This window comes from Aquamicrobium ahrensii (assembly GCF_040545755.1).
In the GTDB taxonomy this organism is placed as follows: Bacteria; Pseudomonadota; Alphaproteobacteria; order Rhizobiales; family Rhizobiaceae; genus Mesorhizobium; species Mesorhizobium ahrensii.
On the sequence record NZ_JBEPMN010000013.1, the window covers coordinates 1 to 23,590 of the forward strand.

24 protein-coding genes and 1 riboswitch are annotated in these 23,590 nt (G+C 63.0%); of the genes, 18 read left to right on the forward strand and 6 right to left on the reverse strand.

Going from position 1 to position 23,590, the window contains the following annotated elements:
• The 5 genes from ABID44_RS14505 to ABID44_RS14525 form a co-directional block, all read left to right on the forward strand.
• On the forward strand, positions 1-1,574 hold a 1,574-nt coding region (locus tag ABID44_RS14505), incomplete at its 5' end, for an ABC-three component system protein (protein WP_354152427.1).
• The gene (locus ABID44_RS14510) at positions 1,571-2,266 is read left to right on the forward strand and encodes an ABC-three component system middle component 1 (RefSeq protein ID WP_354152428.1); all 696 of its coding nucleotides are present in this window, start codon (positions 1,571-1,573) and stop codon (positions 2,264-2,266) included. The genes ABID44_RS14505 and ABID44_RS14510, both read left to right, overlap by 4 nt.
• Positions 2,263-5,397 carry an AAA family ATPase gene (locus tag ABID44_RS14515; RefSeq protein ID WP_354152429.1) on the forward strand — a complete coding sequence of 1,045 codons (3,135 nt, stop codon included), beginning with the start codon at positions 2,263-2,265 and terminating at the stop codon, positions 5,395-5,397. Before ABID44_RS14510 ends, ABID44_RS14515 begins: the two co-directional genes overlap by 4 nt.
• Before the next feature lie 557 nt (positions 5,398-5,954).
• A complete protein-coding gene (locus tag ABID44_RS14520; RefSeq protein ID WP_354152430.1) occupies positions 5,955-6,272 on the forward strand; it encodes a hypothetical protein in 318 nt (105 codons plus the stop codon).
• Between the two features lie 110 nt (positions 6,273-6,382).
• Positions 6,383-7,495 (forward strand): pyridoxal phosphate-dependent aminotransferase, encoded by a 1,113-nt coding sequence (locus ABID44_RS14525; protein WP_354152431.1) that lies wholly within the window; start codon positions 6,383-6,385, stop codon positions 7,493-7,495.
• Positions 7,496-7,501: 6 nt separating this feature from the next.
• Here the strand turns inward: ABID44_RS14525 and ABID44_RS14530 are convergent, their stop codons facing one another.
• Entirely contained in the window at positions 7,502-8,056 is a 555-nt protein-coding gene (locus ABID44_RS14530; RefSeq protein WP_354152432.1) for a histidine phosphatase family protein, read from the reverse strand.
• A gap of 60 nt (positions 8,057-8,116) precedes the next feature.
• A riboswitch (adenosylcobalamin (AdoCbl) riboswitch) is annotated at positions 8,117-8,199 on the forward strand.
• Between the two features lie 48 nt (positions 8,200-8,247).
• On the opposite strand from ABID44_RS14530, the gene ABID44_RS14535 reads away from it, so the two are divergent.
• From ABID44_RS14535 to ABID44_RS14560, 6 genes are all read left to right on the forward strand, one after another.
• On the forward strand, positions 8,248-8,457 hold the full coding sequence (locus ABID44_RS14535) for a CbtB domain-containing protein (protein ID WP_354152433.1): 210 nt from the start codon (positions 8,248-8,250) through the stop codon (positions 8,455-8,457).
• A 12-nt stretch (positions 8,458-8,469) separates the two neighbouring features.
• The gene (locus tag ABID44_RS14540) at positions 8,470-9,204 is read left to right on the forward strand and encodes a CbtA family protein (RefSeq protein ID WP_354152434.1); all 735 of its coding nucleotides are present in this window, start codon (positions 8,470-8,472) and stop codon (positions 9,202-9,204) included.
• 7 nt (positions 9,205-9,211) lie between these two features.
• Positions 9,212-9,844: a hypothetical protein gene (locus tag ABID44_RS14545; RefSeq protein ID WP_354152435.1), complete on the forward strand. Its 633-nt coding sequence runs from the start codon at positions 9,212-9,214 to the stop codon at positions 9,842-9,844.
• Between the two features lie 97 nt (positions 9,845-9,941).
• A complete protein-coding gene (locus tag ABID44_RS14550) occupies positions 9,942-10,583 on the forward strand; it encodes a TetR/AcrR family transcriptional regulator (RefSeq protein ID WP_354152436.1) in 642 nt (213 codons plus the stop codon).
• Positions 10,552-11,715 carry an isovaleryl-CoA dehydrogenase gene (locus ABID44_RS14555; protein ID WP_354152437.1) on the forward strand — a complete coding sequence of 388 codons (1,164 nt, stop codon included), beginning with the start codon at positions 10,552-10,554 and terminating at the stop codon, positions 11,713-11,715. The genes ABID44_RS14550 and ABID44_RS14555 overlap by 32 nt, the downstream gene beginning before the upstream one ends.
• Before the next feature lies 1 nt (position 11,716).
• On the forward strand, positions 11,717-13,324 hold the full coding sequence (locus ABID44_RS14560; RefSeq protein ID WP_354152438.1) for a carboxyl transferase domain-containing protein: 1,608 nt from the start codon (positions 11,717-11,719) through the stop codon (positions 13,322-13,324).
• A 284-nt stretch (positions 13,325-13,608) separates the two neighbouring features.
• On the opposite strand, the gene ABID44_RS14565 is transcribed toward ABID44_RS14560, so the two are convergent.
• On the reverse strand, positions 13,609-13,782 hold the full coding sequence (locus tag ABID44_RS14565) for a hypothetical protein (RefSeq protein WP_354152439.1): 174 nt from the start codon (positions 13,780-13,782) through the stop codon (positions 13,609-13,611).
• An 81-nt stretch (positions 13,783-13,863) separates the two neighbouring features.
• Here ABID44_RS14565 and ABID44_RS14570 point away from each other — a divergent pair, with 81 nt between their 5' ends.
• Positions 13,864-13,986, forward strand: a complete 123-nt coding sequence (locus ABID44_RS14570) for a hypothetical protein (protein WP_354152440.1) — start codon at positions 13,864-13,866, stop codon at positions 13,984-13,986.
• On the forward strand, positions 13,976-15,958 hold the full coding sequence (locus ABID44_RS14575; protein WP_354152441.1) for an ATP-binding protein: 1,983 nt from the start codon (positions 13,976-13,978) through the stop codon (positions 15,956-15,958). Before ABID44_RS14570 ends, ABID44_RS14575 begins: the two co-directional genes overlap by 11 nt.
• Positions 15,959-16,157: 199 nt before the next feature.
• On the opposite strand, the gene ABID44_RS14580 is transcribed toward ABID44_RS14575, so the two are convergent.
• Positions 16,158-16,424: a sel1 repeat family protein gene (locus ABID44_RS14580; protein WP_354152442.1), complete on the reverse strand. Its 267-nt coding sequence runs from the start codon at positions 16,422-16,424 to the stop codon at positions 16,158-16,160.
• A 400-nt stretch (positions 16,425-16,824) separates the two neighbouring features.
• Here ABID44_RS14580 and ABID44_RS14585 point away from each other — a divergent pair, with 400 nt between their 5' ends.
• Positions 16,825-17,166, forward strand: a complete 342-nt coding sequence (locus tag ABID44_RS14585) for a DUF2147 domain-containing protein (RefSeq protein WP_354152443.1) — start codon at positions 16,825-16,827, stop codon at positions 17,164-17,166.
• A gap of 55 nt (positions 17,167-17,221) precedes the next feature.
• On the opposite strand, the gene ABID44_RS14590 is transcribed toward ABID44_RS14585, so the two are convergent.
• Positions 17,222-17,926, reverse strand: coding sequence for a glutathione S-transferase family protein (locus tag ABID44_RS14590; protein WP_354152444.1), 705 nt, complete (start codon positions 17,924-17,926; stop codon positions 17,222-17,224).
• A 177-nt stretch (positions 17,927-18,103) separates the two neighbouring features.
• Between ABID44_RS14590 and ABID44_RS14595 the strand changes: the two genes are divergently transcribed.
• From ABID44_RS14595 to ABID44_RS14605, 3 genes are all read left to right on the forward strand, one after another.
• On the forward strand, positions 18,104-18,262 hold the full coding sequence (locus ABID44_RS14595) for a hypothetical protein (protein ID WP_354152445.1): 159 nt from the start codon (positions 18,104-18,106) through the stop codon (positions 18,260-18,262).
• Positions 18,263-18,285: 23 nt separating this feature from the next.
• The gene (locus tag ABID44_RS14600; protein ID WP_354152446.1) at positions 18,286-18,480 is read left to right on the forward strand and encodes a hypothetical protein; all 195 of its coding nucleotides are present in this window, start codon (positions 18,286-18,288) and stop codon (positions 18,478-18,480) included.
• A gap of 74 nt (positions 18,481-18,554) precedes the next feature.
• The gene (locus tag ABID44_RS14605; protein ID WP_354152447.1) at positions 18,555-20,057 is read left to right on the forward strand and encodes an AMP nucleosidase; all 1,503 of its coding nucleotides are present in this window, start codon (positions 18,555-18,557) and stop codon (positions 20,055-20,057) included.
• Positions 20,058-20,083: 26 nt separating this feature from the next.
• Here ABID44_RS14605 and ABID44_RS14610 read toward each other — a convergent pair whose 3' ends face one another.
• Positions 20,084-20,713, reverse strand: coding sequence for a DUF922 domain-containing Zn-dependent protease (locus tag ABID44_RS14610; protein WP_354152448.1), 630 nt, complete (start codon positions 20,711-20,713; stop codon positions 20,084-20,086).
• Between the two features lie 71 nt (positions 20,714-20,784).
• Here ABID44_RS14610 and ABID44_RS14615 point away from each other — a divergent pair, with 71 nt between their 5' ends.
• The gene (locus ABID44_RS14615) at positions 20,785-21,801 is read left to right on the forward strand and encodes an endonuclease/exonuclease/phosphatase family protein (protein ID WP_354152449.1); all 1,017 of its coding nucleotides are present in this window, start codon (positions 20,785-20,787) and stop codon (positions 21,799-21,801) included.
• A 34-nt stretch (positions 21,802-21,835) separates the two neighbouring features.
• On the opposite strand, the gene ABID44_RS14620 is transcribed toward ABID44_RS14615, so the two are convergent.
• Positions 21,836-23,515, reverse strand: coding sequence for an electron transfer flavoprotein-ubiquinone oxidoreductase (locus tag ABID44_RS14620; RefSeq protein WP_354152450.1), 1,680 nt, complete (start codon positions 23,513-23,515; stop codon positions 21,836-21,838).
• Positions 23,516-23,590 lie beyond the last annotated feature (75 nt).

Here is a 23,590-nt window from a genome sequence, read left to right on the forward strand (position 1 = left end):
CGGCCGAGAACCGTCTGCGTGTCTTCATGCTGGATCGTCCTTTTCATCGGTCGATCCACCTTATGCCCCTGTCTCGGAAACCGGGACCACCTCAGTTCGACGTCTCGACGGCAACACTCAACCGGCTGGCCGCTTATCTCACGATCAAGGCGTGCGCAGGCGACGCCCAGCGCTCCTTCCGGCATCTGCATTGCGGTGTCGTCACCCGGATCGACGCGCCGGACGCGGCACCGGTCGTTGCCCCTTTCTGGCTCGACTGCGCCGGGGAGACAGTCGCGGCGGACGCGGTGGTCGTCCGCCGCGGCCCCCAACGCGAAGTGGTGCGGGCCCCCTTTGCCCCGCACCTGGGCAGTTTCGATGTGACGCACAGGGAATGGCTTGCCCGCCATGGCGAGGCAACGCTTGTCCCGAAACTATCGGGACCGGCACGTTCCCTGTTCCGGGAGGCGGCGCGCAGCGCGAATATCCTAGCGCCGCGGCTGCAGCGACAGGCAGCCAACCAGCTTCCCATATCAGTGCAGCTGCTGCGCGAAGCCACCAACATTCGCTGGTCCGGAGCGGTTCCTGCGGAGCAGCTTATCCGGTCGTGGAGCGAGCAGCGGCCCTTTGAAGTCATTTTACCCGATGGTCCGGAGGCGCTTGGCGCCGTCGCGGGTGCGGTGCTGCGGGTCGCCTGCCACAGCAGCAATTGCCGGCTACACGCTGCACCCGGCCTGTGGAGCCAGCTTGTCCGCGAACTAAGCCTGGAATCGCCGCACGCTGAAGGCATGGCGATGCCGGCGATCGCGGCCGGCAATCCCGGCGGCGCTGCCCAGAATCCGGTCGCGCTGCCGCCCGAAATTCTCGCACGTCGGATTCACCGGTCGCTCGATAGCTGGCTGCTCGGCCGCCTTGACGCACACCTCCAGCCATTTTTCGCCAGCAATGCCGATCCCGGCCGCCCGATCAATGTCAAGATCGCACAGGATCTTCGGGCGGCCATGACCGCGACCTGGGCGATCTGGCATGCGTCGTTCACCGACGACCCGGCACTGCTAAATCATTTCCTGCGCCTGATGATCTGTGCGGTCGATGAGGACGAACATCGTGACGCGGCTCAGATTCTCGTCGGTCCCAGCAAGTGGCCCGTGATCCTGCGCGGCACCGCGGTCGCGCTTGCCATTGCTGCAGCCTGGGACGCCACATCGCCAAAAAGCGCCAGGCCGGGCAATCTGGTTCGCCTCCGCGACGGCGACAGCGAATGGGCCGGTCATGGATGCGCGGCCGACATGATAAACGGTGACGAGATGTCATTGTGTGCCGCCTCGTTCATGTGGCAGACCCAGTTCGTCATCCTCGTCGTCAAAAGCGGCATCGAGGTCAGCCGAATCGCCGAACGGCCGTTCGCACAGATCGACACCGACCAGCCGGGGCTCAGCGATACGGATGGCTCTGGCCCCGTAATCATGTCGATCAGTCGCGATTTCATCGAAGCGGCGGCGGCGGGCTTGGCCGAGTTGCGCGCTCTGCTGGCAGCAGTCGAGGCGCAGCATTTCGAGGCGCTCGAAAAGACGATCATGAAAGGCGCGGCATGACGGCTAGTGCGACTCTTTCACCCGGACTCGCGGATTTCGCTGACCGGCTGCGCAAGGCGGCGCTGGCGCTTGAGCTTGAGGTCGTGGATCGGCCCGAACTGGCGAGCGCGACCTTCAACGGCGGATCGAGCAAGTCGACGATGCTCAGCCCGACCGATCTGCCGGCGGAGAGCCATGCGATCCGGATCGATCGCTTCAATATCGTGCTGGGCATACTTCCTGACGTTGCGGCCATGGAAGCTGTGATCGAGACGTTGCGGCGCTGCCGCAACCAATGTGTCGTTGCGCGCTCGTTCCTTGGGACCAACGAGACGCTGGACTTGCAGCTGATGCTGCTCGGGCCTCGTGCGAGTGAGCGACAGGAGGCATGGCGTGCGATGGCGTTGATGGTCGAGCGCGATGACCGCGTTGCTCGCAAGCTGGCGTGGCTGCGACCCGAAGATCCGCTGAATGACGACGAGAGTTTCACCGACTTCCTCAAGCGCACGTTCCTCGCGCGGCCATGGGTCCATGCCGAAGGCCAGTTCGAGGACGTCGCGCTCGATGAGCTGAGTGGCACCGGTGCGACCGCGCCGGGTCTGCCCCGAACAACTGCGGACGAATGGGAGCGGATCGCGCTCGATGAGAAGAAGACTCCGGATGATATCGTCGCGGCGTTGGTCAAATCTTGGGGTCGGCGGGGTCAAGCATGAGCGAGATTTTCCTCTCCCGCATCGCGATCCAAGATTTTCGTACCTTCGGCGACTTCGCGATCGACATTCCGGCAGCACCCGGTCTCGTGCTACTTACCGGCACCAACGGCCTGGGAAAAAGCAGTTTCTTCGATGCAATCGAATGGGGACTGACCAACAAGATCCGGCGGTTCGAACCCTACATCAACAGGGGCCGCAAGAAACTTGTCGAGAAGGATTATCTTACGCGCCGGGGCGCTGAGCCGGGTTCGCATAGCGTCGCGCTGACCTTTTCGGGCGGTGGCGCCGTCGAGCGCAGTGCCAAGGGCGCCACGGCAATGGCGGAAATCGTTGCGCAACTTGCGCGGCCCGACCGCCGTACGATCAACGATCTTGGGACGTATCTCGCTCTTACCCATTTTCTCGGCCAGGCAGCTCAGCAGCGTTTCACCAGCCGCGACCCACACGATCAATGGCAGGCGCTCAAGGGGCCAAGCGGCATCGATCGGCTCGAGCGTATTCGCGCGGGCCTGCGCGGGCGGCCGACCATTGCGGCTTTCACGCGCCGGCTCGACGCCGAACAGGGCGTCGTCGCCTCGCTCGATCGGCAGATCGCGGACTGGCAAGGATGGATGACGCGCCTTGAGCGCCTCCGCGCGGCCGCCCGTGCCACGGGTGCGCTGACGGCCGACGAAGTCGTAGCGCGGATCGAGCAGCTCGAGGCTGACCTTCAGCAGCTCGCAGCGGGTCAGCCTCTTGCAGTCACCAGCGAAGGCGTTGGGCAACGCCTTGCGGCGCTTGGCGACCGGATCGGCGAGGCGCTGCGTACCACCGGCGAACGCAAGGCAGCGCTCGAAGCGCTTTCGGCGCTTCCGGCGCAGTTCCTGGTCAGCCAAGCCGAAGGCCAGCTTGATCATCCAAGTCTCGTGCGGCAGCGCAGCGTAGTGAGCGATGCGCAGGCGCGGCTCGATCGGGCGTCTCCGCTGGTTGGCTCGACCGGCGACGCGGTGATCGCGCAAACCGCAGCGATCGCCACAATCGATCAGAACATCGGTGTGCTTGATGCCGCGCGTACCGATCTCGCTCGCCGCGCCCAGCTGACCACGCTGATCTCAACGGAGCAGCAGGATCGGACAGCGCTGAACGAGGCGATCTCTGCACATCGCACGACGATTGCGGAAGCCGATGCGGCGATCAGCCAGCATAGCGAGGCCAGTGCCGAAGTCGCTCGGCTGCGAAGTCTCGCCGCATCCGCGCGCGCGCTTAACGAGTCGATGGCGGATTGTCTCGATCTCCAAGGCAAGTCCGGGGCCGCCGAGGCCGCGCTGGCCCAGGGACGCGAAGCCGCCGCGCGCGCAGCGACCGAACTTACGCCGCTCGAATCGCGACTTTCTAATCTCGACAGCAAGATTGCCGCTGCTGAACGCGAACGCGCCGAGGCCGATCGCCATGCGTCGGCGATCAGCGCGGCCTTGTCGCAGCTCGCCAGCCATATCCATGAGGGAGACACCGACTGCCCAGTGTGCCGGACGCAGTTCGAACCGGGCGCACTCAAGGCGCTAGCCGATGCTGCCGCATCAGGCAGCGACCATCGTCTCGCGCAGGCCGATGACGCGCTGGAGGCGTTGCGGAGCACCCGACCTGCGCTTAACGATGAAGTCCGTCGCCTGCTTGGGGTGGTGGTGGCGGTCGACGGGCTCGAACGGGTCGCGAGGGCGGCCGCTGACGCCGTAACAAACGCACGTGCCAGCATTGCCCAAACTCTGGCTACAGCCCCCGATAGCGACCTTGACGCGCTTGCGGCAAGCCGGGCACGCGATGCAGATGCCGCACTTGCAGCGGCAGAGGCAGCGCTGGCCCCGCTGTCGGCGAATGCGGCGGCGGCAATAGAACAGCGATCGAGCGTTGCAGCTGATCTCGACGAACTGATCGCGCGAGACAATCAGCTTGGTGCCCGGCTGGCAAAGTATCAGGCAGAGGACAAGGCGTGCGCCGATCGCATCGCCGCACGCAATCTGTCAAACGCAACGATCGGCGACATTGAAGCGAGATTAACGGCTGAGCGTGAGCGGGGCGAAGGCGCGCGGGCTCGTCTGGCACAGATGAACGAGGCGGCGGCCAGCGCCTCTACGGACGTCCAGCGCGAGCAGGCCGCGCTCGACCTCGCACAGCGCGACCTTTCCGCGGCCGAGGCAGCCCGCACAACCTCGGACTTGGCGGCGCGGCAGATGCAGCAGCGCTGGACCCGCGCTGGTCTTAAGGACATTCCGAGCCAGACTGAATATGACCGTGGGCTCGCGGCCATCGACGCCGTGCTGGCGGATTTGCGGTCACTGGCCGAACGCCAGCTCGTCCTTGCCCGCGAAAATGAGGATGCGCTTCTCCAGAGCGAGATCGACGAGATCGTCGATTCTATGCGGGTGACCGGAGGCGAGGACGGTGTGCGGGATCCGACGGCCTATCTAGCCGAACTCAAAAGCAAGCTTGAGGCAGCGCGGGCGGCGGTCAAACTCACCACTACGGCACGCAGCGCGGTAAAGCGCTACTCGGAAGACCTTCAGAAGCAGGCTGACGATTTTTCGACGCGTGTGTTGGATCCGCTCAATACAGTGATCGATGATTTCAATGAGGCGATGCTGAGCACGCCCGGTGAAAGCATTCAGTTCAAGGCCGACACGAGGGTTGATGCGACCAGTTTCGGAATGGCGCTGCGTTACCGCGAGAAGGTCGACAATGCGATCGAGACGAAGAAGGATTTGCCGCCCCAGGTCGTGCTGAGCGAAGGCCAACTTGCCGCAAATGGCTTCAGCATCCTGTGCGCCGCGAGCACGGCCTATCCGTGGTCACGCTGGCGCGCACTGCTGCTCGATGATCCGCTGCAGCATAACGACATCATCCACACCGCCGCCTTTGTCGATGTGATGCGCAATATGGTTGAATTGAACGGCTATCAGCTGATCATGTCGAGCCATGACCGTGGCGAGAGTGAGTTCATCGCACGCAAATTCGATGCGGCCGGTCTGCCCTGCTCCACGGTCCTATTAACGGCGCCATCGGACAAAGGCGTGGTCTGGAACGCACCGGAACATAACAAGGCCGCGACACGAATATTGCGCAAGGATTCACAGCCCGCCAGTATCAGCAGCGCCTGACATGGCTAGGACTAAGCGAGCTGGAACGTCCGCTTTCGGAAGAAGGTAAAGGTTGCCCGAGTGCCTGAGATGAGGGTGCTAAGCAGGCGTGCCTATTTAGGAGGGGTATGGAGGGCAATGGAGTAGGTATAGTACTCATCGCTATCTCGCATGGCCCGCCACTATAGTCGCTCACACTGCTAATCCTGATCGGTTTGTGACAGCCGAATGTCCCGATATTGGCAGCATCAGGCAAAGCTTTTCGGAATGCGGCAAGATCACCGCCCGCCTGCGCCCGATTGACGGGCAGCACTGGGTGCCGCTCCCCCTGGTTGGAATAAACGACAAGCAGAACTTCGGCCCGTATTCCAACCCCGCAACGCGCAGGATGTTCGTCCCACACGAGCAGGACGGAACTTCAGACCGCAGGCGGACGTTATTCGTGCCTGATGCTTTTCCTGTTCCGGGTCATCGCACGAAAGCACGGACATTGGCGACCATACGATCGACCCAATCGGGCTGCACAGATAGCGTCGCAGATTGAGAAGGCGTCATCCGGATTGGGAAGGGCACATTCCATGAGACTGTCCTGCACGGTCCTCAGCCTCACCGTACTCACCGCCGCAGCCATGACCGGGTGCGCGTCACGCCCCGTCGACCCGGCGGCGTACCAGAGCGCGTCCTGCATCGATCTCGACACATCGATCGGCACAAACGCGAGGGAAATCAGCGCGACGGCCGTTCGCCGTGGAAAGGTGGATAGCTGGGAGCCGCCATTCTGGCTGGTAGGCGCCAGACGCGGGGCAGATGCGGTGAAGAACAGGCAGACCGCGAAGATCGACGGGCTGCAGCAGCAGGGAACCGCCATGACTGCCGAGAGGGCCCGGCGCTGCTGATTTTGAAGGTCTTTCCGCGCGGAACGTGACACGGCCCTCAACTCTCGAAAACTCTTGCACTTTACCCTTTGTCGGGCTTACCTGCGGGCCGTTTCGACAACAGGATCGCCATGCCTATTTATACGCCGTTCACGCCAGTCATCGCCGCTCTGCCGTCTACCGTCCCCTTTGTCGGCCCGGAAGCCCAGGAGCGCGACAGCGGCAAAAAATTCCGCGCCCGCCTCGGCGCCAATGAAAGCAGCTTCGGCCCTTCGCCCCGCGTGATCGAACGGATGGTGAAGGCTGCGCCCGACATGTGGATGTATTGCGATCCGGACAACCACCACCTCAAGGTCGCGGCCGCCGCCCATCACGGCGTAAAGCCGCAGAACATCGTCGTCGGCGAAGGCATAGACGGGCTGCTCGGCCTGCTGACGCGCATGTATGTTTCGCCGGGCGAGCCGGTGGTGACGTCGCTCGGCGCCTATCCCACCTTCAATTTCCATGTCGCCAGCGTCGGCGGCAGGCTGGCGCCGGTTCCCTATGAAAACGACCGCGAAAGCCTCGACGGGCTGCTCGATGCGGTGCGCCGGGAAGACGCCCGGCTGGTCTACCTCTCCAATCCCGACAACCCGATGGGAAGCTGGTGGGATGCAGAGGATGTGAACCGCTTCATCGAAGCGCTTCCGGACACCACCATGTTCATTCTGGACGAAGCCTATTGCGAACTCGCGCCGGCAAGCGCCCTGCCCGCGATCGATGTGGCGAGGCCGAACGTCGTGCGCATGCGCACCTTCTCCAAGGCCTACGGGCTCGCCGGCATCCGTTGCGGCTACGCCATCGGAGAGGAAACGGTCATCGCCGCCTTCGAGAAAATCCGCAACCACTATGGCGTCAGCCGCATGGCGCAGATCGCCGGTGAAGCGGCTCTGGAGGATCAGGGCTATCTGGCCGGGGTCGTGCGCAAGGTGGATGCAGGTCGTCGCCGTATCGCGACAATAGCCGGGGACAACGGTTTGCAGGCCCTGCCCTCGGCCACGAATTTCGTGGCCGTGGATTGCGGTGAGGACGGAGCGTTCGCCCTGAAACTGATGCAGGCGCTGCTGGCGCGAGGCGTGTTCATCCGCAAACCCATGGCGGCAGGGCTGGATCGCTGCATTCGCATCAGCGTCGGGCTCGACCATGAGCTCGACATTCTGGCCGAGGAAATGCCGAAGGCTCTTGAGATTGCGAGGGCCGGCTAGCAGGCCCTACCGGAGCGCGGCCAGACGCAGGGCCCAGCGCCGCCCATCGCTGGTGAAACGCGTCAGCCCGAGCGGCTCGACATCGACCGACCAGAAGCCTTGCGGCGGCGCATCGAGCACCTCGCAAACTGCCGCGCGGATCACGGGCGGGTGGGTGATCGCGAGCGTGTGACCGGCCATGCCGAGGGCCTCTTCCAGGAAGGCGGACACACGACGCCTGAGATCGCGGAGCGATTCGCCGCCGTGCGGCGCCGCGTCCGGGTCCGACATCCACGTCGCCAGTTCGCCCGGCTCAACTTCGGCAAGCTTGCGTCCGGCCCACTGGCCGAAATCCTGATCGCGCAGCGCCTGCCGCGCTTCGCCGTCCAGCCCGAGAGCCCCGGCGGTCTCGACGGCGCGCAGCGCCGGGCTTCGCCACACACGATCGGCGCGCGCAAGGCCGCAGGCCACCATCCGGGCATACTCGATCGCTCCGGGCTCCAGCGGCTCATCCCGTGCGAAAGCGCCAAACCTGTTCGCTTCCGTGGAGCCGCAGCAGATCAACGTCAGGCGTCCTGTCATTCACACTCCCTTCGCTTCATTGACAGCCATACATGACGGCGACTAGTGTCGGCAAAGATTACGGATCTGGAAGCTGGTGAAAATCCAGCGCGGTCGCGCCACTGTGACCGGCAATTATCGCCGGAAGTCAGGCCTTGATCCGTGTTTCACAGCTTGCAACAGCGGGACGCAGCATCCCAGGGAGAAGCACGATGTCCGACATCACTTTTGCACCAGAAGTCCGCCCGGTTCCGATTCCGGTGCGCGAAATCATGCCGTGGGCGATCTTTGGCGGCCTGCTCATGATGCTGGCCATCTATTTTATCGGGGCGGAGGAAGGGGCGACAACCCTGCTCTCGAACCTGAGCACGCATGAATTCGTTCATGACGCGCGCCATCTCCTCGGCTTCCCCTGCCACTGAAAGTCTGACGCCATGGTTGGAAATCTTCTGCTTCGCGGGATGCTGGTCGGCATCCTGGCCGGACTTTTCGCGTTCGGATTCGCCCGTGTGTTCGGCGAGCCTCACATCGACAGCGCCATCGCCTATGAAGAAGCGATGGCCGCAGCCTCCGGCGAGCCTGCCGAAGAGGAAGAAGAACTGGTCAGCCGCGAGACCCAGGCGGGCCTGGGCCTCCTGACCGGCTCGGTCGTCTACGGCGCCGCCATCGGCGGTCTGTTCTCCCTCGTGTTCGCCTATGTCCATGGCCGCGTGACCTCGCTCGGACCCCGCGCCACCGCCGGGCTTCTGGCCGTCGCCGCCTTCATCGCCGTGGTGCTGGCGCCGGCGCTGAAATATCCGGCGACGCCGCCGGCCGTCGGCAATCCCGAAACGATCGGCGAACGCACGGAGTTGTTCTTCGTCATGCTGATCGTCTCCATCATCGCCGCTGTCGTCGCCGTGGCGCTGGCGCGGCGGCTGTGGACCCGGCTTGGCGGCTGGACCGCCGGTATTGTCGGTGGGCTCGCCTTCCTCGTCATCATCGCCATCGCCCAATATGCGTTGCCGACGGTGAACGAGATTCCGGAAGGCTATTCAGCCGACCTGCTCTGGCGCTTCCGCACCTCCTCGCTCGGCATGCACGCCGTGCTGTGGACGGTGATCGGCCTTGCCTTCGGCGCAGTCGCCGAGCGGGCCCTGCCTGCCGGCGCACGCGCCCGGGCGGCCTGACAACGCCATGACGCGGCGCGCTCCCCCACCGGCGCGCGCCGCGCTTCTTGTTGCGGTTGCCGCGGCTTGCTTCGCATCATCTTCGGCTGAAGCGCATCGGCGCAGCAATCCGGCGGAAATCAAAGGCATACCGATCGCCAGCCTGTCACACGGCCAGATGGCCGTGATTGCGGACCACCGCAGCGAGATCATGAAGCTCGCCGCGCAGGAGCGGCAGGTGGACGACACTTTCGTGCGGCTGCTGAATTACGGCAATATCCAGTATACCTATTGCCTGTGGGGGCTGGTTCCGGGCTCGCTGAGCGACGAGGAAAGCCCCTTCAACGAGTGCGCCCATGCCTATCTGTCGGCTGCGCGCGAACTGCTTTCCCATATGCGGGAAACCTCAGCCAACAAGGCAGCCGTGGAAGACCTCATATCGCGCATCGACGCGGATATGGTGCGCAAGCAATCGTCCTTCATTCTGTGCCAGTACAGCGCCGACACATTCGACACGGCCAGTGTTGTGCGCCCGGTATGGAGCGAAATCCCCAAGCATCTGCCAAGCCTGGCCGCCTTTTCAGGCCTCGGGCTGGCGCTGATCGGCGTCGGCATGGTTCTCGGCAAGGGGCGCTCTTATCCGGAGCAGGATCAGGTCTGACCCGACTTCCATCCATTCCCAGCCATCGTCCTTACTGAAATGAGCGCCCCTTGAATTAATTGAACGTACGTTTTATTAATTGATGGAGAGGAATCCGATGGCGCGAACGGCAGGCTCGGATGGAGAACGGACTGAGGCGGCGATCCGCGAGGCGGCTGTCGACCTCATTGCGCGTCACGGCTACGAGGCGGTGACCATGCGCCAGCTCGCCGCCCGGGTGGGCGTGCAGCCGGCCGCTCTCTATCGCTACTTTCCCACCAAGGAAGAACTGCTGTTCACACTGATGCGCGCGCATATGGAGGCGCTGCTGGGTGCATGGAACGACGCCCGCCCTTCCTCCGGCGACGCCGCCGAGCGGCTGTCCGCTTTCGTGGCCAATCACATCGCCTTCCATATCGAGCGGCGCTCGCAGACCCACGTCTCCAATATGGAGTTGCGCAGCCTGTCGCCCGAGCGGCTGACCATCATCCTGAGACTGCGCACCTCTTATGAAAAGGAACTGCGCGCCATCCTGCGCGAGGGCGCGGAAAGCGGCGTCTTCGATATTGACGACATCGGGCTCACCGCCATGGCGATCATCCAGATGATCACCGGCGTCATCGTCTGGTTTCGGCCGGACGAGCGACTGTCGGTCGAGGGCGTGACGCGAACCTATCTTTCCATGACAATGCGCCTCGTCGGGGCGTCAACGAAACGGGAGATCCATCATGTACAGGCAGGCACTCGACTTCGGGCATGAAGAAGACGTCGCGGCGCTTCGCGATCTCGTGCATCGCTTCGCGCAGGACAAGATCGCCCCGCTGGCCGCCGGGATCGACCGCAGCAACGAGTTTCCGGCCCATCTGTGGGAGGAAATGGGCGCGCTCGGCCTGCTCGGGATGACCGCCGACCCGGCCTATGGCGGCAGCGGCATGGGATATCTCGCCCATGTGGTGGCGATGGAGGAGATTTCACGCGCTTCCGCATCTGTCGCCCTGTCCTACGGCGCGCACTCCAATCTGTGCGTCAACCAGATCAACCGCTGGGGCACGCCGGCGCAGAAGGAAAAATACCTGCCGCCGCTGTGCTCAGGCAAGGCGGGCGGCGCGCTCGCCATGTCGGAGCCCGGCGCGGGGTCCGACGTGGTGTCGATGCGGCTGCGAGCCGAGAAGAAAAACGACCGATTCGTGCTCAACGGCACCAAGATGTGGATCACCAACGGGCCGGACGCCGACACGCTGGTCGTCTATGCCAAGACCGACCCGGAGCGGAAGTCGCGCGGCATCACCGCCTTCCTGATCGAGAAGGATTTCAAGGGATTTTCGGTGGCGCAGAAGCTCGACAAGCTCGGCATGCGTGGGTCCAACACCGGCGAGCTGGTGTTCGAAAATGTCGAGGCGCCGTTCGAGAACGTGCTGGGCGAGGAAGGCAAGGGCGTCGAAGTGCTGATGTCCGGGCTCGACTATGAGCGCACGGTGCTCGCCGGCGGGCCGCTCGGCATCATGGCCGCCTGCCTCGACGTGGTTGTGCCTTATGTGCGAGAGCGCAGGCAGTTCGACCGGCCCATCGGCGACTTCCAGCTCGTGCAGGGCAAGCTGGCCGACATGTACACCACGCTGAACGCCTGCCGCGCCTATGTCTATGCCGTCGCCTCCGCCTGCGACCGTGGCCAGACCACGCGCAAGGACGCAGCCGGATGCATTCTCTATGCTGCGGAGAAGGCGACGCAGACAGCGCTCGACGCCATTCAGCTTCTCGGCGGCAACGGCTACATCAACGATTACCCGACAGGCCGCCTGCTGCGCGACGCCAAGCTTTATGAGATCGGCGCGGGCACTTCCGAAATCCGCCGCTGGCTGATCGGCCGCGAAATCATGAGCGAGGATATCTGAGATGGCGGTGCTTCGCTCGCAAATCTCGCCGTCGTCCGAGGCCTTCCGCGTCAATGACGAGCGTATGCGCACGCTGGTGGACGACATTGCCGCAAAGGCGGCAACCGTGCAGCAAGGTGGGTCGGAAGAAGCCCGCCAGCGCCATGTCTCGCGCGGAAAGCTGCTGCCGCGCGAGCGGCTGGCGCAGTTGCTTGATGCGGGTTCGCCCTTCCTCGAAATCGGCCAGTTCGCCGCCTGGGACATGTATGGCGGCGACATCGCCTCGGCGGGCATGATCGCCGGCATCGGCCGTGTCGAAGGCCGCGAGGTGATGGTGGTGGTGAACGACGCCACGGTGAAGGGCGGCACCTATTACCCGGTCACTGTGAAGAAGCATTTGCGCGCGCAGGAGATCGCCCGCGAAAACCGCCTGCCCTGCGTCTATCTGGTCGATTCCGGCGGGGCGAACCTGCCCAACCAGGACGAGGTGTTTCCCGATCGCGAGCATTTCGGCCGCATCTTCTACAATCAGGCCACCATGTCGGCGGCCGGCATACCGCAGATCGCCTGCGTGATGGGATCCTGCACCGCCGGCGGGGCCTATGTGCCGGCGATGGCCGACGAATCGATCATGGTGCGCAAGCAGGCGACCATCTTCCTCGGCGGTCCGCCGTTGGTGAAGGCCGCGACCGGCGAGGATGTCAGCGCCGAGGAACTGGGCGGCGCAGACCTGCATACGCGCGAATCCGGCGTCGCCGATCACCTTGCTGTGGACGACGAGCATGCGCTGGCGATCACGCGGCGCATCGTCAGAAACCTGAATCGAAAGAAGGAGATCGGGCTCGATCTTCGTGAACCGATTCCACCCCTTCACGATCCGCGCGAACTCTATGGCGTCGTGCCGACCGATCTGCGCCAGCCCTATGACGTGCGCGAGGTGATCACCCGCATCGTCGACGGCTCCGAGTTCGACGAGTTCAAGCAGAATTACGGCACGACGCTGGTGACCGGCTTCGCGCATATCCATGGCATGCCGGTCGGGGTCATCGCCAACAATGGCGTGCTGTTTTCCGAAAGCGCGCTCAAGGGCGCGCATTTCATCGAGCTGTGCTGCCAGCGCGGCATTCCGCTGATTTTCCTGCAAAACATCACCGGCTTCATGGTCGGCAAAAAATACGAGGCCGGCGGCATCGCCAAGGACGGCGCGAAGCTGGTGACGGCGGTGGCAACGGCCGGCGTGCCGAAAGTGACGATGATCATCGGCGGTTCGTTCGGGGCCGGCAATTACGGCATGTGCGGCCGCGCCTATTCGCCCCGCTTCCTGTGGATGTGGCCGAACGCGCGTATCTCGGTGATGGGCGGCGAACAGGCCGCCATGGTGCTGGCGCTGGTGAAGCGCGAGGGCATCGAGCGCAGGGGCGGTAGCTGGAGCGCGGAGGAGGAAGCCGAGTTCAAGCGCCCGACGCTGGAGAAATACGAGCGCGAGGGCCATCCGCTCTATTCCTCGGCGCGCCTGTGGGATGATGGCGTCATCGACCCGGCCAGAAGTCGCGAAGTGCTGGCGCTGTCGCTGTCGGCCGCGCTCAACGCGCCGGCGTCAGACACCAAATTCGGCCTTTTCAGGATGTAGGGATGCAAGTATTTTCGGAGATTCAGAAAGACCTTCCTGCAATCGTCATCGCGACGATTGCAGCTTCGTCCTCCTACAATTTCGGTTTCCTTCTTCCAACCGAAACAGGAATCGTGACGACATTATCGTACAATGATTTATTGAGCGGAACGATATACCTTCTTCCTTTCGTTCTGTTTCTGTATGTCGCTGGAAACGGTATTCTTAAATTTACGCAGAACGATTTCGATTTCAGCAGAAAGTCTCATATATTCATAATCATATCGATGTTTATGATAGGCGTTCTATTGCTCCTGATAAGCAGGAAGGAGACAATCGATCTTCCCGTAACGATCATTCTCATATCCCTGTCCCCATTCATAATTCGATTCCTGCATAAAATCTTCGACAAGACAGAGAAGAAAATCCTCGTTCAATTCCTTTCCATGTTTTTCGTCCTGACCGTTCTTTTCTTCCATGGATATTCGAATTTCCATTGGAATATTTCTTCACGGAACAATGCATATGTCACCATTGACGGCTGCGAAAAATGCCGCCTCGTGAAAATCTATTCCGATTTCATGATCCTGTACGAGGGGGCCGACAAGCCTCTGAAATTCCCGCGAAACGACCGGGACTTCTCCATCGACCGGACGGGAGCCGACCAGTCCAATGTTCTCTAAAATCCTCATCGCCAATCGCGGCGAGATCGCCTGCCGCATCATCCGCACTGCAAGGCGCATGGGCGTGGCGACGGTCGCCGTCTATTCCGACGCCGACGCCGGCGCGATACACGTCGCCATGGCCGACGAGGCGGTGCGCATCGGCCCGCCACCGGCGGCCGAGAGTTATCTCGACGGCGAGCGCATCGTCGCCGCAGCGTTGATGACCGGCGCGGAAGCCATCCACCCCGGCTATGGCTTCCTGTCGGAAAACCCGGATTTCGTGGACCGGGTGGTGAACGCCGGGCTGATCTTCGTCGGCCCGTCCGCAACCTCGATCCGCGCCATGGGCCTCAAGGACGCCGCCAAGCGGCTGATGGAGAGGGCCGGCGTGCCGGTGGTGCCTGGCTATCACGGCGAGGCGCAGGACATTGTGCTGCTCGCCTCCAAGGCAAACGAAATCGGCTTTCCCGTGCTGATCAAGGCCCGCGCCGGAGGCGGCGGGCGCGGCATGCGGCGCGTCGATCATCCGCAGGATTTAGCGGAAGCGCTGTCCTCGGCGCGCCGCGAGGCCAAGGCCGCATTCGGCGATGACCGCGTTCTGGTCGAGAAATATGTCGAGAAGCCGCGTCACATCGAGGTGCAGGTGTTCGGCGACAATTACGGCAATGTCGTCCATCTGTTCGAGCGCGATTGCTCGGCGCAGCGTCGCCACCAGAAGGTGATCGAGGAAGCCCCCGCCCCCGGCATGACCGCTGAGATGCGCGCGGCGATGACCGAGGCAGCCGTCACAGCGGCTAAGGCCATCTCCTATTCCGGGGCGGGGACCATCGAATTCATCGTGGACGCCTCGCAGGGGCTCAGGTCCGATCGCTTCTGGTTCATGGAGATGAACACCCGCCTGCAGGTCGAGCATCCGGTCACCGAGATGATCACCGGCAGCGATCTGGTCGAATGGCAGTTGCGCGTCGCCTATGGCGAAGCGCTGCCGAAACGCCAGGATGAGATTGAACTGAATGGCCATGCCTTCGAGGCGCGGCTTTATGCCGAGGATGCGGCCAGGGGTTTTCTGCCTGCCACCGGTACGCTGCACCATTTGTGGTTTCCGGATGAGCCTGCGCCGGGCACGTCTCTGCGGGTGGAGACCGGGGTGCGCGAAGGCGACGCCATCTCGCCCTTCTACGATCCGATGATCGCCAAGCTGGTGGTTCACGGGCCTGACCGGAAGACGGCGCTCGATGCGCTCGGCGACATGCTGGCGGAGACGGAAATCGCCGGCTCGACGGTGAACACTGCCTTCCTCGCCGCCCTTGCCGCTGACCCTGATTTCGCCGCCGGCGATGTCGATACCGGGCTGATAGGCCGCAAACAGGATGCTCTGACCGCGGTTCCGGAACCTTCCGAGGGCCAGATCGCCGCCGCCGCTCTTGCCGTTTTCGATCTTTCCGACCCCGCGGCCCCCGATGATCCGTGGTCGGCGCTCGCCGGCTATGCCCACTTCCATGCGACGCCAAAACGAGTCGTCCTCAGATATGGCGAGCAGGAAATCAGGGCGCGCGCCGGCGTCGAAGCCGGCAAGGTATTTGTTGAACTCGAGGGACGGGACGGCAAGATGCGTCGCCTGCGTCCGGCGACGGTCAACCTGGCGCGCTGGCCCGGACATGTCAGTGTGTTCGACGGGCCGGTGAGCTGCACATTCGCGGTTCCCGATCCGCTGGACCGGGCGGAAGAAGGGGGCGGCGGCGCGGATAGCCTGCGCGCGCCGATGCCGGGTCTGGTCAAGGTGGTGCGCGCCACCGCCGGCGATATGGTCGCCAAAGGCCAGCCCCTGCTGGTTCTGGAAGCGATGAAGATGGAGCACGCAATTGCCGCCCCGCATGACGGGATGATCGCGGAAATCGCCGCCGAGGGCAGCCAGGTCACCGACGGCGCGGTGCTGGTGCGTTTCGCAGAGCCCGCCGAGGAGCAGGCCGCCTCCCATAGAACGCCGTGAGCCCTGTCCCGACATGGTTTGGAAAGCCAAAGGCCGCGCCGATCTTGTCCCGATCGGTCGCGGCCCGGCTGTGTATGCATTGTTTTGGTGGAAGCGCCCCCGCGCCTATTCCATGCCTGCCCTGTCTTGCGGTTCTGGCCGTTGGAGCGACCGTCGCCTTGTCATCGCCGCGTTCTATGCGCGGCTTTTCAATTTTCGGTCAGTGCATCGTCATCCATTCACGCGCCTCGCGAAGGGCCCGCGCCAGATCCGTCTTCGACATGTTGGCCGAGATTTCCGAGCGCAGCTCCGCGGCGCGGGCCGAACCCTTAATGGCCGCGATGTTGAACCACTTGTGGGCGGCAATCTGATCAACCTCACAGTCGCGACCCGTGGCGTACATCATGCCGAGTTCAACGAACATGTCGGCCTGAGCCATCGTGCCCATGGCGCCGAAACCGGCTTCGTGCATTTCAAAACGTGCCATTTCAAACCCCTGTCCCGTTGCGAGAGCGCCTCGTTCTTGGTGTTCGGGAGGCTGCCCTTCGATGCTTCCGAGAATGCCCCATGGGCTTGAATTCGCCGTAAAAAGACGTGCTTAATTTGAGGAAAACAAAGCTAAAACAATAGGTAAACGTCACACTTCGTTAACGATGGAAAGGCCGGGAACAGCTGGCTTTCAACTCGAATTTTACGGAAATTTCACACCCCGAATTCAACCCTTCGCTAACCACGGCGACGCATCGGTTTCGTGATTTCGTTTTACCCGGGCTCCGTGAGGGTCCGAAAAATATCGGCCAACTTCCCCAGCGGCACGACTTTCGTTCGGCGCGGGACTGGATTAGCTTACGTTTGCGTAAGAGGAACGCAGCGCTCAGGGAGGAGACATGTTTCGTATTGCCAGCGTGGCGGCGTTCGCCATTCTCATGACGGCCGGCACGGCCCTTGCCGATCCGATCGAAGGCACATGGAAGCGGCCCAACGGCACGCTGATCTCCTATGCCGGCAGCGCCGCGAAATATTGCGGCACGGTTATGTCCGGGGAATACAAGGGCAAATCGATCGGCTGCATGGAAGGCGGCGGCGGCGCCTACAAGGGCACGGTCAACAAGCTGGATGAAGGCAAGACCTACAACGGCAAGGCCAGCGTGTCGGGCAACACCCTTTCGCTTTCCGGCTGCGTGCTGGGCGGGCTGATCTGCAAAAGCGAAAAGCTCACCCGCCAGTAGCCAAAGAGAAGGCCGCCGCTTATCCGGCGGCCTTTCATTCCTGAATGAACGGTGTTCAGGCGCGCGCCTTCTGGCCGAACAGGATTTTCTGCGCTTCCTTGTCCTCGGCCAGATTGTTGCGGTGGTCCTGTCCGACCTCGACCGCCTTCACAACGGCCGGGCGCGCGGCGATGGCCTCGAACCAACGCCTGAGATTCGGAAAATCCTCCAGATCCTGTCCCTGATTGCGGTAAGGGCGAACCCACGGGAACGCGGCCATGTCGGCGATCGAATAGTCACCGGCGAGATAGTCGCGGTCGGCAAGGCGCTTGTTCATCACCCCGTAGAGCCGGTTGACCTCATTGGTGTAACGGTCGATGCCATACTCGATTTTCTCCGGCGCGTACTGGCGGAAGTGGTGCGCCTGTCCGGCCATCGGCCCAAGCCCCCCCATCTGCCAGAACAGCCACTGGTCGGCCTCTGTGCGCTGGCGCTCGTCAGCGGGGTAGAACCTGCCGAACTTGCGGCCAAGATATTGCAGGATGGCGCCGGACTCGAAGACCGAAATCGGCTGCCCGCCCGGCCCCTCCGGATCGACGATCGCCGGCATCCGGTTGTTGGGGGAAATTTGCAGGAAGGACGGCTCGAACTGCTCGCCGCGGCCGATATTCACATAACGCACCTCATAGGGGATGCCTGCTTCCTCCAGGAAGATCGTGATCTTGTGGCCGTTGGGCGTCGGCCAGTAGTGCAGTTCCACAGGGGCGGTCTGGATCGTCATTCGTCGTTCTCCGGCAGTTTCATGACCTGCCCAAGCACATAGGCGCTCCCCATCCCGGCGCAATAAGCGGGCATGGTTAAGCAGCGTCAATAATTTTGAACCTCAGATGAACGGCCCTCTCAGAGAGAGTTCAGGCGGCCGGTGCGATCCTGACGCAGACATCAAGGAAAACGAGACATGCTCGCTCGCCGCTTCACCATCGTCTGCCTGCTGGCCACGCTCTTCGGCATCGGCTTCGCCATGATCGTCGCCGAAGCCGGTCGCCAGCCCCGCCACTGGGATGAGGTGCGCGCCAGCAAATGCCTGCTCGGCTGCACCGGCGCGACGGGCCGCTGAGGCGGGGAACAGGGAACAGCACAATGAACGCCGCCATCGAAAACAGCCTGACCTTCCTGCGCATCCTCCCCCGCGCGGCCCTGATCCTGGCGCTGCTGGCCGCCCCAGTTCTGGCCGTTCCCCTGGTGCGTGGCGATATGGGCCAGACCATCGAGGCCCCCTCGCTGAAGAAGAAGGGCGTCGGCTTCGTGCTGCTGGTCAGCCTCAAGCGGGCATGACCGTCAAGCGAACATCAACAGCAAGCTTCAACGGGCCTCTTCCACACCTTCGAGCCGTGGCCCTATAGTGGGTCATGGAAAAGAGAATCTACCCGCAGGCCATCGAAACGATCATCACGCCCGAGCCGGTGCAGCCGCAAAGCTTCACCGATCCCGCCGAAGCGGTCGCCGCGCTGCGCCGCATCTATGAACGCAACACGAGGTTCCTGCGAGATTCCTTTACCGCCCTTGCGTCAGGCGGCGACACGGACAAACGTTATCGCGCCTTCTATCCTGAAGTCGGCGTGACCACGACGTCCTTCACGCAGGTGGATTCGCGTCAGGCTTACGGGCACATGCCCCTGCCCGGACATTTCTCCACCACCGTCACGCGGCCCGACCTGTTCGACACCTATCTGACCGAGCAGTTTCGTCTCATCATCCGCAACCACGGCGTACCGATGACTGTGCAGGAATCGGCGACGCCGATCCCACTGCATTTCGCCTTCCTCGAAGGGAGTTATGTAGAAAGCTCCGCCGCCGAACGCATCCGCCGCCCCATCCGCGACCTGTTCGACGTGCCGGATCTTGACGGCATCGACGATCACATCGCCAACGGCACCTTCGAACTGGCGTTAGGCGAAATGCGCCCTCTCGCCCCGTTCACGGCGCAGCGCATCGACTATTCGCTCCACCGGCTGCCGCACTACACGGCCACCAGCCCGGAGCATTTCCAGAACTACGTGCTGTTCACCAACTACCAGTTCTACATGGACGAGTTCGTGGCCCGCGCCCGGCGCCTGATGGCGGAAGGCGGTGGCGGCTACTCTGAATTCGTCGAGCCGGGCAATTTCATCACCAGAGCCGGGGAGGATCGCAGCCGCCCCGAAGGCGGGCTTTCGCGAGTGCCGCAAATGCCGGCCTATCACCTGAAGAAACCCGGTCACGGCGGCATCACAATGGTCAATATCGGCGTCGGCCCCTCCAACGCCAAGACCATCACGGACCACATCGCCGTGCTGCGCCCCCATGCCTGGGTGATGCTCGGTCACTGCGCCGGTCTTCGCAACACGCAGGCGCTGGGCGACTATGTGCTGGCGCATGCCTATGTGCGCGAGGATCACGTTCTGGACGACGATCTGCCGGTATGGATACCGCTGCCGGCGCTGGCCGAAATTCAGGTGGCCTTGCAGGAGGCGGTTGCGGAGGTGACCGGCCTTTCCGGCTACGACCTGAAGCGCATCATGCGCACCGGCACCGTCGCCACCATCGACAACCGCAACTGGGAACTGCGCGACCAGCGCGGTCCGGTGCAGCGGCTGTCGCAGTCACGCGCCATCGCGCTCGACATGGAATCGGCCACCATCGCGGCCAACGGCTTCCGCTTCCGCGTGCCTTACGGAACGCTGCTGTGCGTTTCCGACAAGCCGCTGCATGGCGAACTGAAGCTGCCGGGCATGGCCAGCGAGTTCTACAAGCGGCAGGTGGCCCAGCATCTCACCATCGGTATCAAGGCCATGGAGAAGCTTGCCGAAATGCCGATGGAGCGACTGCATTCGCGCAAGCTGCGCAGCTTCACGGAAACGGCGTTCCAGTAACGGCGCGGATTGCGCCGCGACATTTTTTATTCGCCGTTCACCAGCCCGAGGATGAGACGGTGCATATTTGCGCCTTCGGCCATCTCGACCCGATCGAATTCGCTGCTGCGCTGGCGCTGTCGCAGCGACGCCGCGCCAAGCGGCGCCTGAATGTCCTGCCTGATCTTCTTGCAACCCGGATCGTTTCCGGCCGTCGCACCGATCGTGTTGGCCTCGATCTCGGCCACCATCTCCTTCATATGAACGCCATGGACTTCCTCATGGCGCTTGATGCCGTCGATGAAGGTTTCCCAGCGCTTCTTCGTTTCAGGCGGGAGAGGATTGGAGGGTTTCGGCAGGGTATAGGTGATGATGAGACGCGGGACGGCGGAAACGAGCGTGCACGAAGCCCCCTGCGGCCGGTAATCCCTGCGCCAGGTCAGCTTGAAAGTCGTATGCGCGATGGCGCGCCCGACGCCGCTTTTGGGACCCCGCTCTCCGATCGAACGATAGAGCTCGATGCCCGTGCGTCCCGATATGGAATAGGTTTCCACCCGTTCGACGATCTCGCCACCGGCCAGCGCATATGTCGGGGGCGTGACCGTGAGAGCTGCGGTCAGGATCGAAAATGCTGCGACGGTCGCCTTCAAACGCTTTTCCCGGTATGTATCCGCCATTTCCAGCGCGCATCCTATGCGAGCATCGCGACACCATCAATGAGCCGCAATTGGGTCCACAAGCATCGCTCATGACACGTAAGCTCCGCTCCCTTGTTCTGCCCTGCATGATCGGCGCATCACTGGCGTTGATGCTGGGATTTTTCGGCGACCTGCACCCGGCCTTCGATTCCTTCGCCCATTTTCGCGTGCATCTGGCGTTCCTCACCGCGCTCCTGGCTATGCCGCTGCTCTTTACGCCGGATCGGCTGCTTTCCTTGTCGGCGCTGGTGTTCGCGCTGAGCGCCCTGTCTTCCGTGACCGGTATGATGCACCTTCCGGGCGGGATCAATGCAAAGGCCTTTCCGGCCAGGCCTGCGGACAGCGCCGTCTATCGACTGCTCGAACTCAACCTGCGGCATGACAATGCGACGCCTGAAAAAGTGCTGTCGCTGATCGGCCGCGTGCAGCCGGATGTCGTAAGCCTTTCCGAGGTCAGTCCGGGATGGGAAGAAAAGCTGAAGCTCCTCAACGGCGCTTACCCCTACACCAGTTTCTGCACTTATGCGGACACGCGCTATGGAGTTGCGATCCTGTCGCGTCGCCCCTTCGTCGAGCGCAGCGAACCGGCCTGCCACCCGCTGGTTTCGCTCACCATGGCCTCCGTGGATTTCAGCGGATCGACGGTCGATATAGCCGCACTGCATCTCGGCTGGCCGTGGCCTCTCCCGCAATCCCGGCAGATCACGCAAATGAGCGGGCCGCTCTCCAGGCTCGCAGACAATGCGATCCTCGCCGGCGACCTCAACGCCGCGCCATGGAGCACGGCTGCATCCCGGCTGGCCACGGCGGGGGGACTCGATCTCGTTCCCTCACCCGGGCCGACCTGGATCGACCGGCGGCTGCCGATGGCCTTTCTCTTCGCCGGGCTGCCCATCGACAACGTGTTCGTCAAGGGCGGCGTGGTGATTCATTCCATCGAGCGACTGGATGCCGTTGGCTCGGACCATGTTCCGGTGCTGGTCGAATTCTCGATACGGCCAGAGCCCGGAGAGCCGGACAACGAGCAGGAAAGCGCCACCGTTTCGCTCGAAATGTTACGCGGCTGAAAATGAAAAGCGGGGCCTGAAGCCCCGCAATTCCCTACATGTTCGTGTAGACTGGCCCTTCGCCCCCTTGTGGCGGCACCCAGTTGATGTTCTGGTTCGGGTCCTTGATATCGCACGTCTTGCAGTGAACGCAGTTCTGGGCGTTGATAACGTAGCGAACGTCCTTCGCTTCGGGATCGGACGCGGCGTCGCCATCGGCATCGACCCATTCGTAGACGCCGGCCGGGCAATAGCGCGTCGACGGACCGGCAAAGACATCGTGCTCCGAGCGCTCCTGCAAACCCATGTCCCTGACCTGAAGGTGGACCGGTTGGTCTTCTTCGTGGTTGGTGTTGGACAGGAACACGGAGGACAGGCGGTCGAATGTCAGAACGCCGTCCGGCTTGGGATATTCGATCTTGCTGTGCTTCGACGCCGGCTCCAGCGCGGCGGCGTCGGTCTTGCCGTGCCGGAGCGTGCCGAAGGGCGAAACGCCGAATAGCGTGTTCAGCCACATGTCGAGTCCGCCGAGGCCGACGCCAACCAGCGTGCCGAACTTCGACCACAGCGGCTTGACGTTGCGCACCCGCTTCAGATCCTTGCCGATGTCGGAGCCGCGCCACGCCTGCTCATAGCTGACGAGTTCGTCATTGGCGCGGCCGGCACGGATAGCCTCGGCCACGTGCTCGGCAGCCATCATGCCCGACAGCACGGCGTTGTGAGATCCCTTGATGCGCGGCACGTTGACGAGGCCGGCCGAACAGCCCATCAGCACGCCGCCGGGGAAGGACATTTTCGGCACGGATTGCCAGCCGCCCTCGGTGATGGCGCGCGCGCCATAGCCGATGCGCTTCGCCCCTTCGAAAGTGCCGCGAATGGCCGGATGCGTCTTGAAGCGCTGGAACTCCTCAAACGGCGCGAGATACGGATTCTTGTAGTTCAGGTGAACGACGAAGCCGACCGCGACCAGATTGTCTTCCAGATGATAGAGGAACGAGCCGCCGCCGGTCTTCATGTCCAGCGGCCAGCCGAAGGAATGCTGGACAAGGCCCTGCTTGTGGTTCTCCGGCCTGACCTGCCAAAGTTCCTTGAGGCCAATGCCGTATTTGCCGGGTTCCCGGCCCGCGGCAAGCTCGTATTTTTCGATGAGCTGCTTGGCGAGCGAGCCGCGCACGCCCTCGCCGATCAGAACATATTTGCCCATCAGCGCCATGCCGGGGGCGAAGTTCGGGCCCTGGGTCCCGTCACGCTCCACTCCCATGTCGCCGGTATAGACGCCGGTGACCGCGCCCTCTTCGTTATAAATGAGGCCGGCGGCGGCGAAGCCCGGATAAATCTCGACGCCAAGTCCTTCCGCCTTGCCGGCGAGCCAGCGGCAGACATTGCCGAGCGAGACGATGTAGTTGCCATGGTTGCCCATCAGCGGCGGCATGAGGAAATTCGGCAGACGGATCGAACCGGCAGGCCCCAGCACCAGGAAGTGGTCGTCCGTCACCTGCGTCTTGAAGGGATGGTCAGCGTCGTCGCGCCAGTCCGGCAAGAGCCGGTCGATGCCGATCGGATCGACCACCGCGCCGGAAAGAATATGAGCGCCAACCTCGCCACCCTTTTCCAGAACGACCACGGAAAGCTCTGGGTCGACCTGTTTGAGGCGGATCGCCGCGGCGAGACCGGCTGGGCCGGCTCCGACGATCACCACGTCGAACTCCATGCTCTCGCGTTCCATATCGCTCATCAATCCCTCCGCATTGGCTTGCCGATACTGTGCTGGCTCCAGCGCTCCATAGCGCATCAGTCTGCGACGGGGAAC

What these genes read in the sequence shown, in the direction of transcription:
- ABID44_RS14510 (WP_354152428.1), top strand. Translation starts at nt 1,571, where the DNA reads ATGACGGCTAGTGCGACTCTTTCACCCGGACTCGCGGATTTCGCTGAC.
- ABID44_RS14525 (WP_354152431.1), top strand. Translation starts at nt 6,383, where the DNA reads ATGCCTATTTATACGCCGTTCACGCCAGTCATCGCCGCTCTGCCGTCT.
- ABID44_RS14540 (WP_354152434.1), top strand. Translation starts at nt 8,470, where the DNA reads ATGGTTGGAAATCTTCTGCTTCGCGGGATGCTGGTCGGCATCCTGGCC.
- ABID44_RS14545 (WP_354152435.1), top strand. Translation starts at nt 9,212, where the DNA reads ATGACGCGGCGCGCTCCCCCACCGGCGCGCGCCGCGCTTCTTGTTGCG.
- ABID44_RS14520 (WP_354152430.1), top strand. Translation starts at nt 5,955, where the DNA reads ATGAGACTGTCCTGCACGGTCCTCAGCCTCACCGTACTCACCGCCGCA.
- ABID44_RS14580 (WP_354152442.1), bottom strand. Translation starts at nt 16,424, where the DNA reads ATGGCACGTTTTGAAATGCACGAAGCCGGTTTCGGCGCCATGGGCACG.
- ABID44_RS14585 (WP_354152443.1), top strand. Translation starts at nt 16,825, where the DNA reads ATGTTTCGTATTGCCAGCGTGGCGGCGTTCGCCATTCTCATGACGGCC.
- ABID44_RS14600 (WP_354152446.1), top strand. Translation starts at nt 18,286, where the DNA reads ATGAACGCCGCCATCGAAAACAGCCTGACCTTCCTGCGCATCCTCCCC.
- ABID44_RS14560 (WP_354152438.1), top strand. Translation starts at nt 11,717, where the DNA reads ATGGCGGTGCTTCGCTCGCAAATCTCGCCGTCGTCCGAGGCCTTCCGC.
- ABID44_RS14605 (WP_354152447.1), top strand. Translation starts at nt 18,555, where the DNA reads ATGGAAAAGAGAATCTACCCGCAGGCCATCGAAACGATCATCACGCCC.
- ABID44_RS14530 (WP_354152432.1), bottom strand. Translation starts at nt 8,056, where the DNA reads ATGACAGGACGCCTGACGTTGATCTGCTGCGGCTCCACGGAAGCGAAC.
- ABID44_RS14515 (WP_354152429.1), top strand. Translation starts at nt 2,263, where the DNA reads ATGAGCGAGATTTTCCTCTCCCGCATCGCGATCCAAGATTTTCGTACC.
- ABID44_RS14535 (WP_354152433.1), top strand. Translation starts at nt 8,248, where the DNA reads ATGTCCGACATCACTTTTGCACCAGAAGTCCGCCCGGTTCCGATTCCG.
- ABID44_RS14565 (WP_354152439.1), bottom strand. Translation starts at nt 13,782, where the DNA reads ATGGAAGAAAAGAACGGTCAGGACGAAAAACATGGAAAGGAATTGAAC.
- ABID44_RS14550 (WP_354152436.1), top strand. Translation starts at nt 9,942, where the DNA reads ATGGCGCGAACGGCAGGCTCGGATGGAGAACGGACTGAGGCGGCGATC.
- ABID44_RS14555 (WP_354152437.1), top strand. Translation starts at nt 10,552, where the DNA reads ATGTACAGGCAGGCACTCGACTTCGGGCATGAAGAAGACGTCGCGGCG.
- ABID44_RS14620 (WP_354152450.1), bottom strand. Translation starts at nt 23,515, where the DNA reads ATGAGCGATATGGAACGCGAGAGCATGGAGTTCGACGTGGTGATCGTC.
- ABID44_RS14575 (WP_354152441.1), top strand. Translation starts at nt 13,976, where the DNA reads ATGTTCTCTAAAATCCTCATCGCCAATCGCGGCGAGATCGCCTGCCGC.
- ABID44_RS14590 (WP_354152444.1), bottom strand. Translation starts at nt 17,926, where the DNA reads ATGACGATCCAGACCGCCCCTGTGGAACTGCACTACTGGCCGACGCCC.
- ABID44_RS14615 (WP_354152449.1), top strand. Translation starts at nt 20,785, where the DNA reads ATGACACGTAAGCTCCGCTCCCTTGTTCTGCCCTGCATGATCGGCGCA.
- ABID44_RS14595 (WP_354152445.1), top strand. Translation starts at nt 18,104, where the DNA reads ATGCTCGCTCGCCGCTTCACCATCGTCTGCCTGCTGGCCACGCTCTTC.
- ABID44_RS14610 (WP_354152448.1), bottom strand. Translation starts at nt 20,713, where the DNA reads ATGGCGGATACATACCGGGAAAAGCGTTTGAAGGCGACCGTCGCAGCA.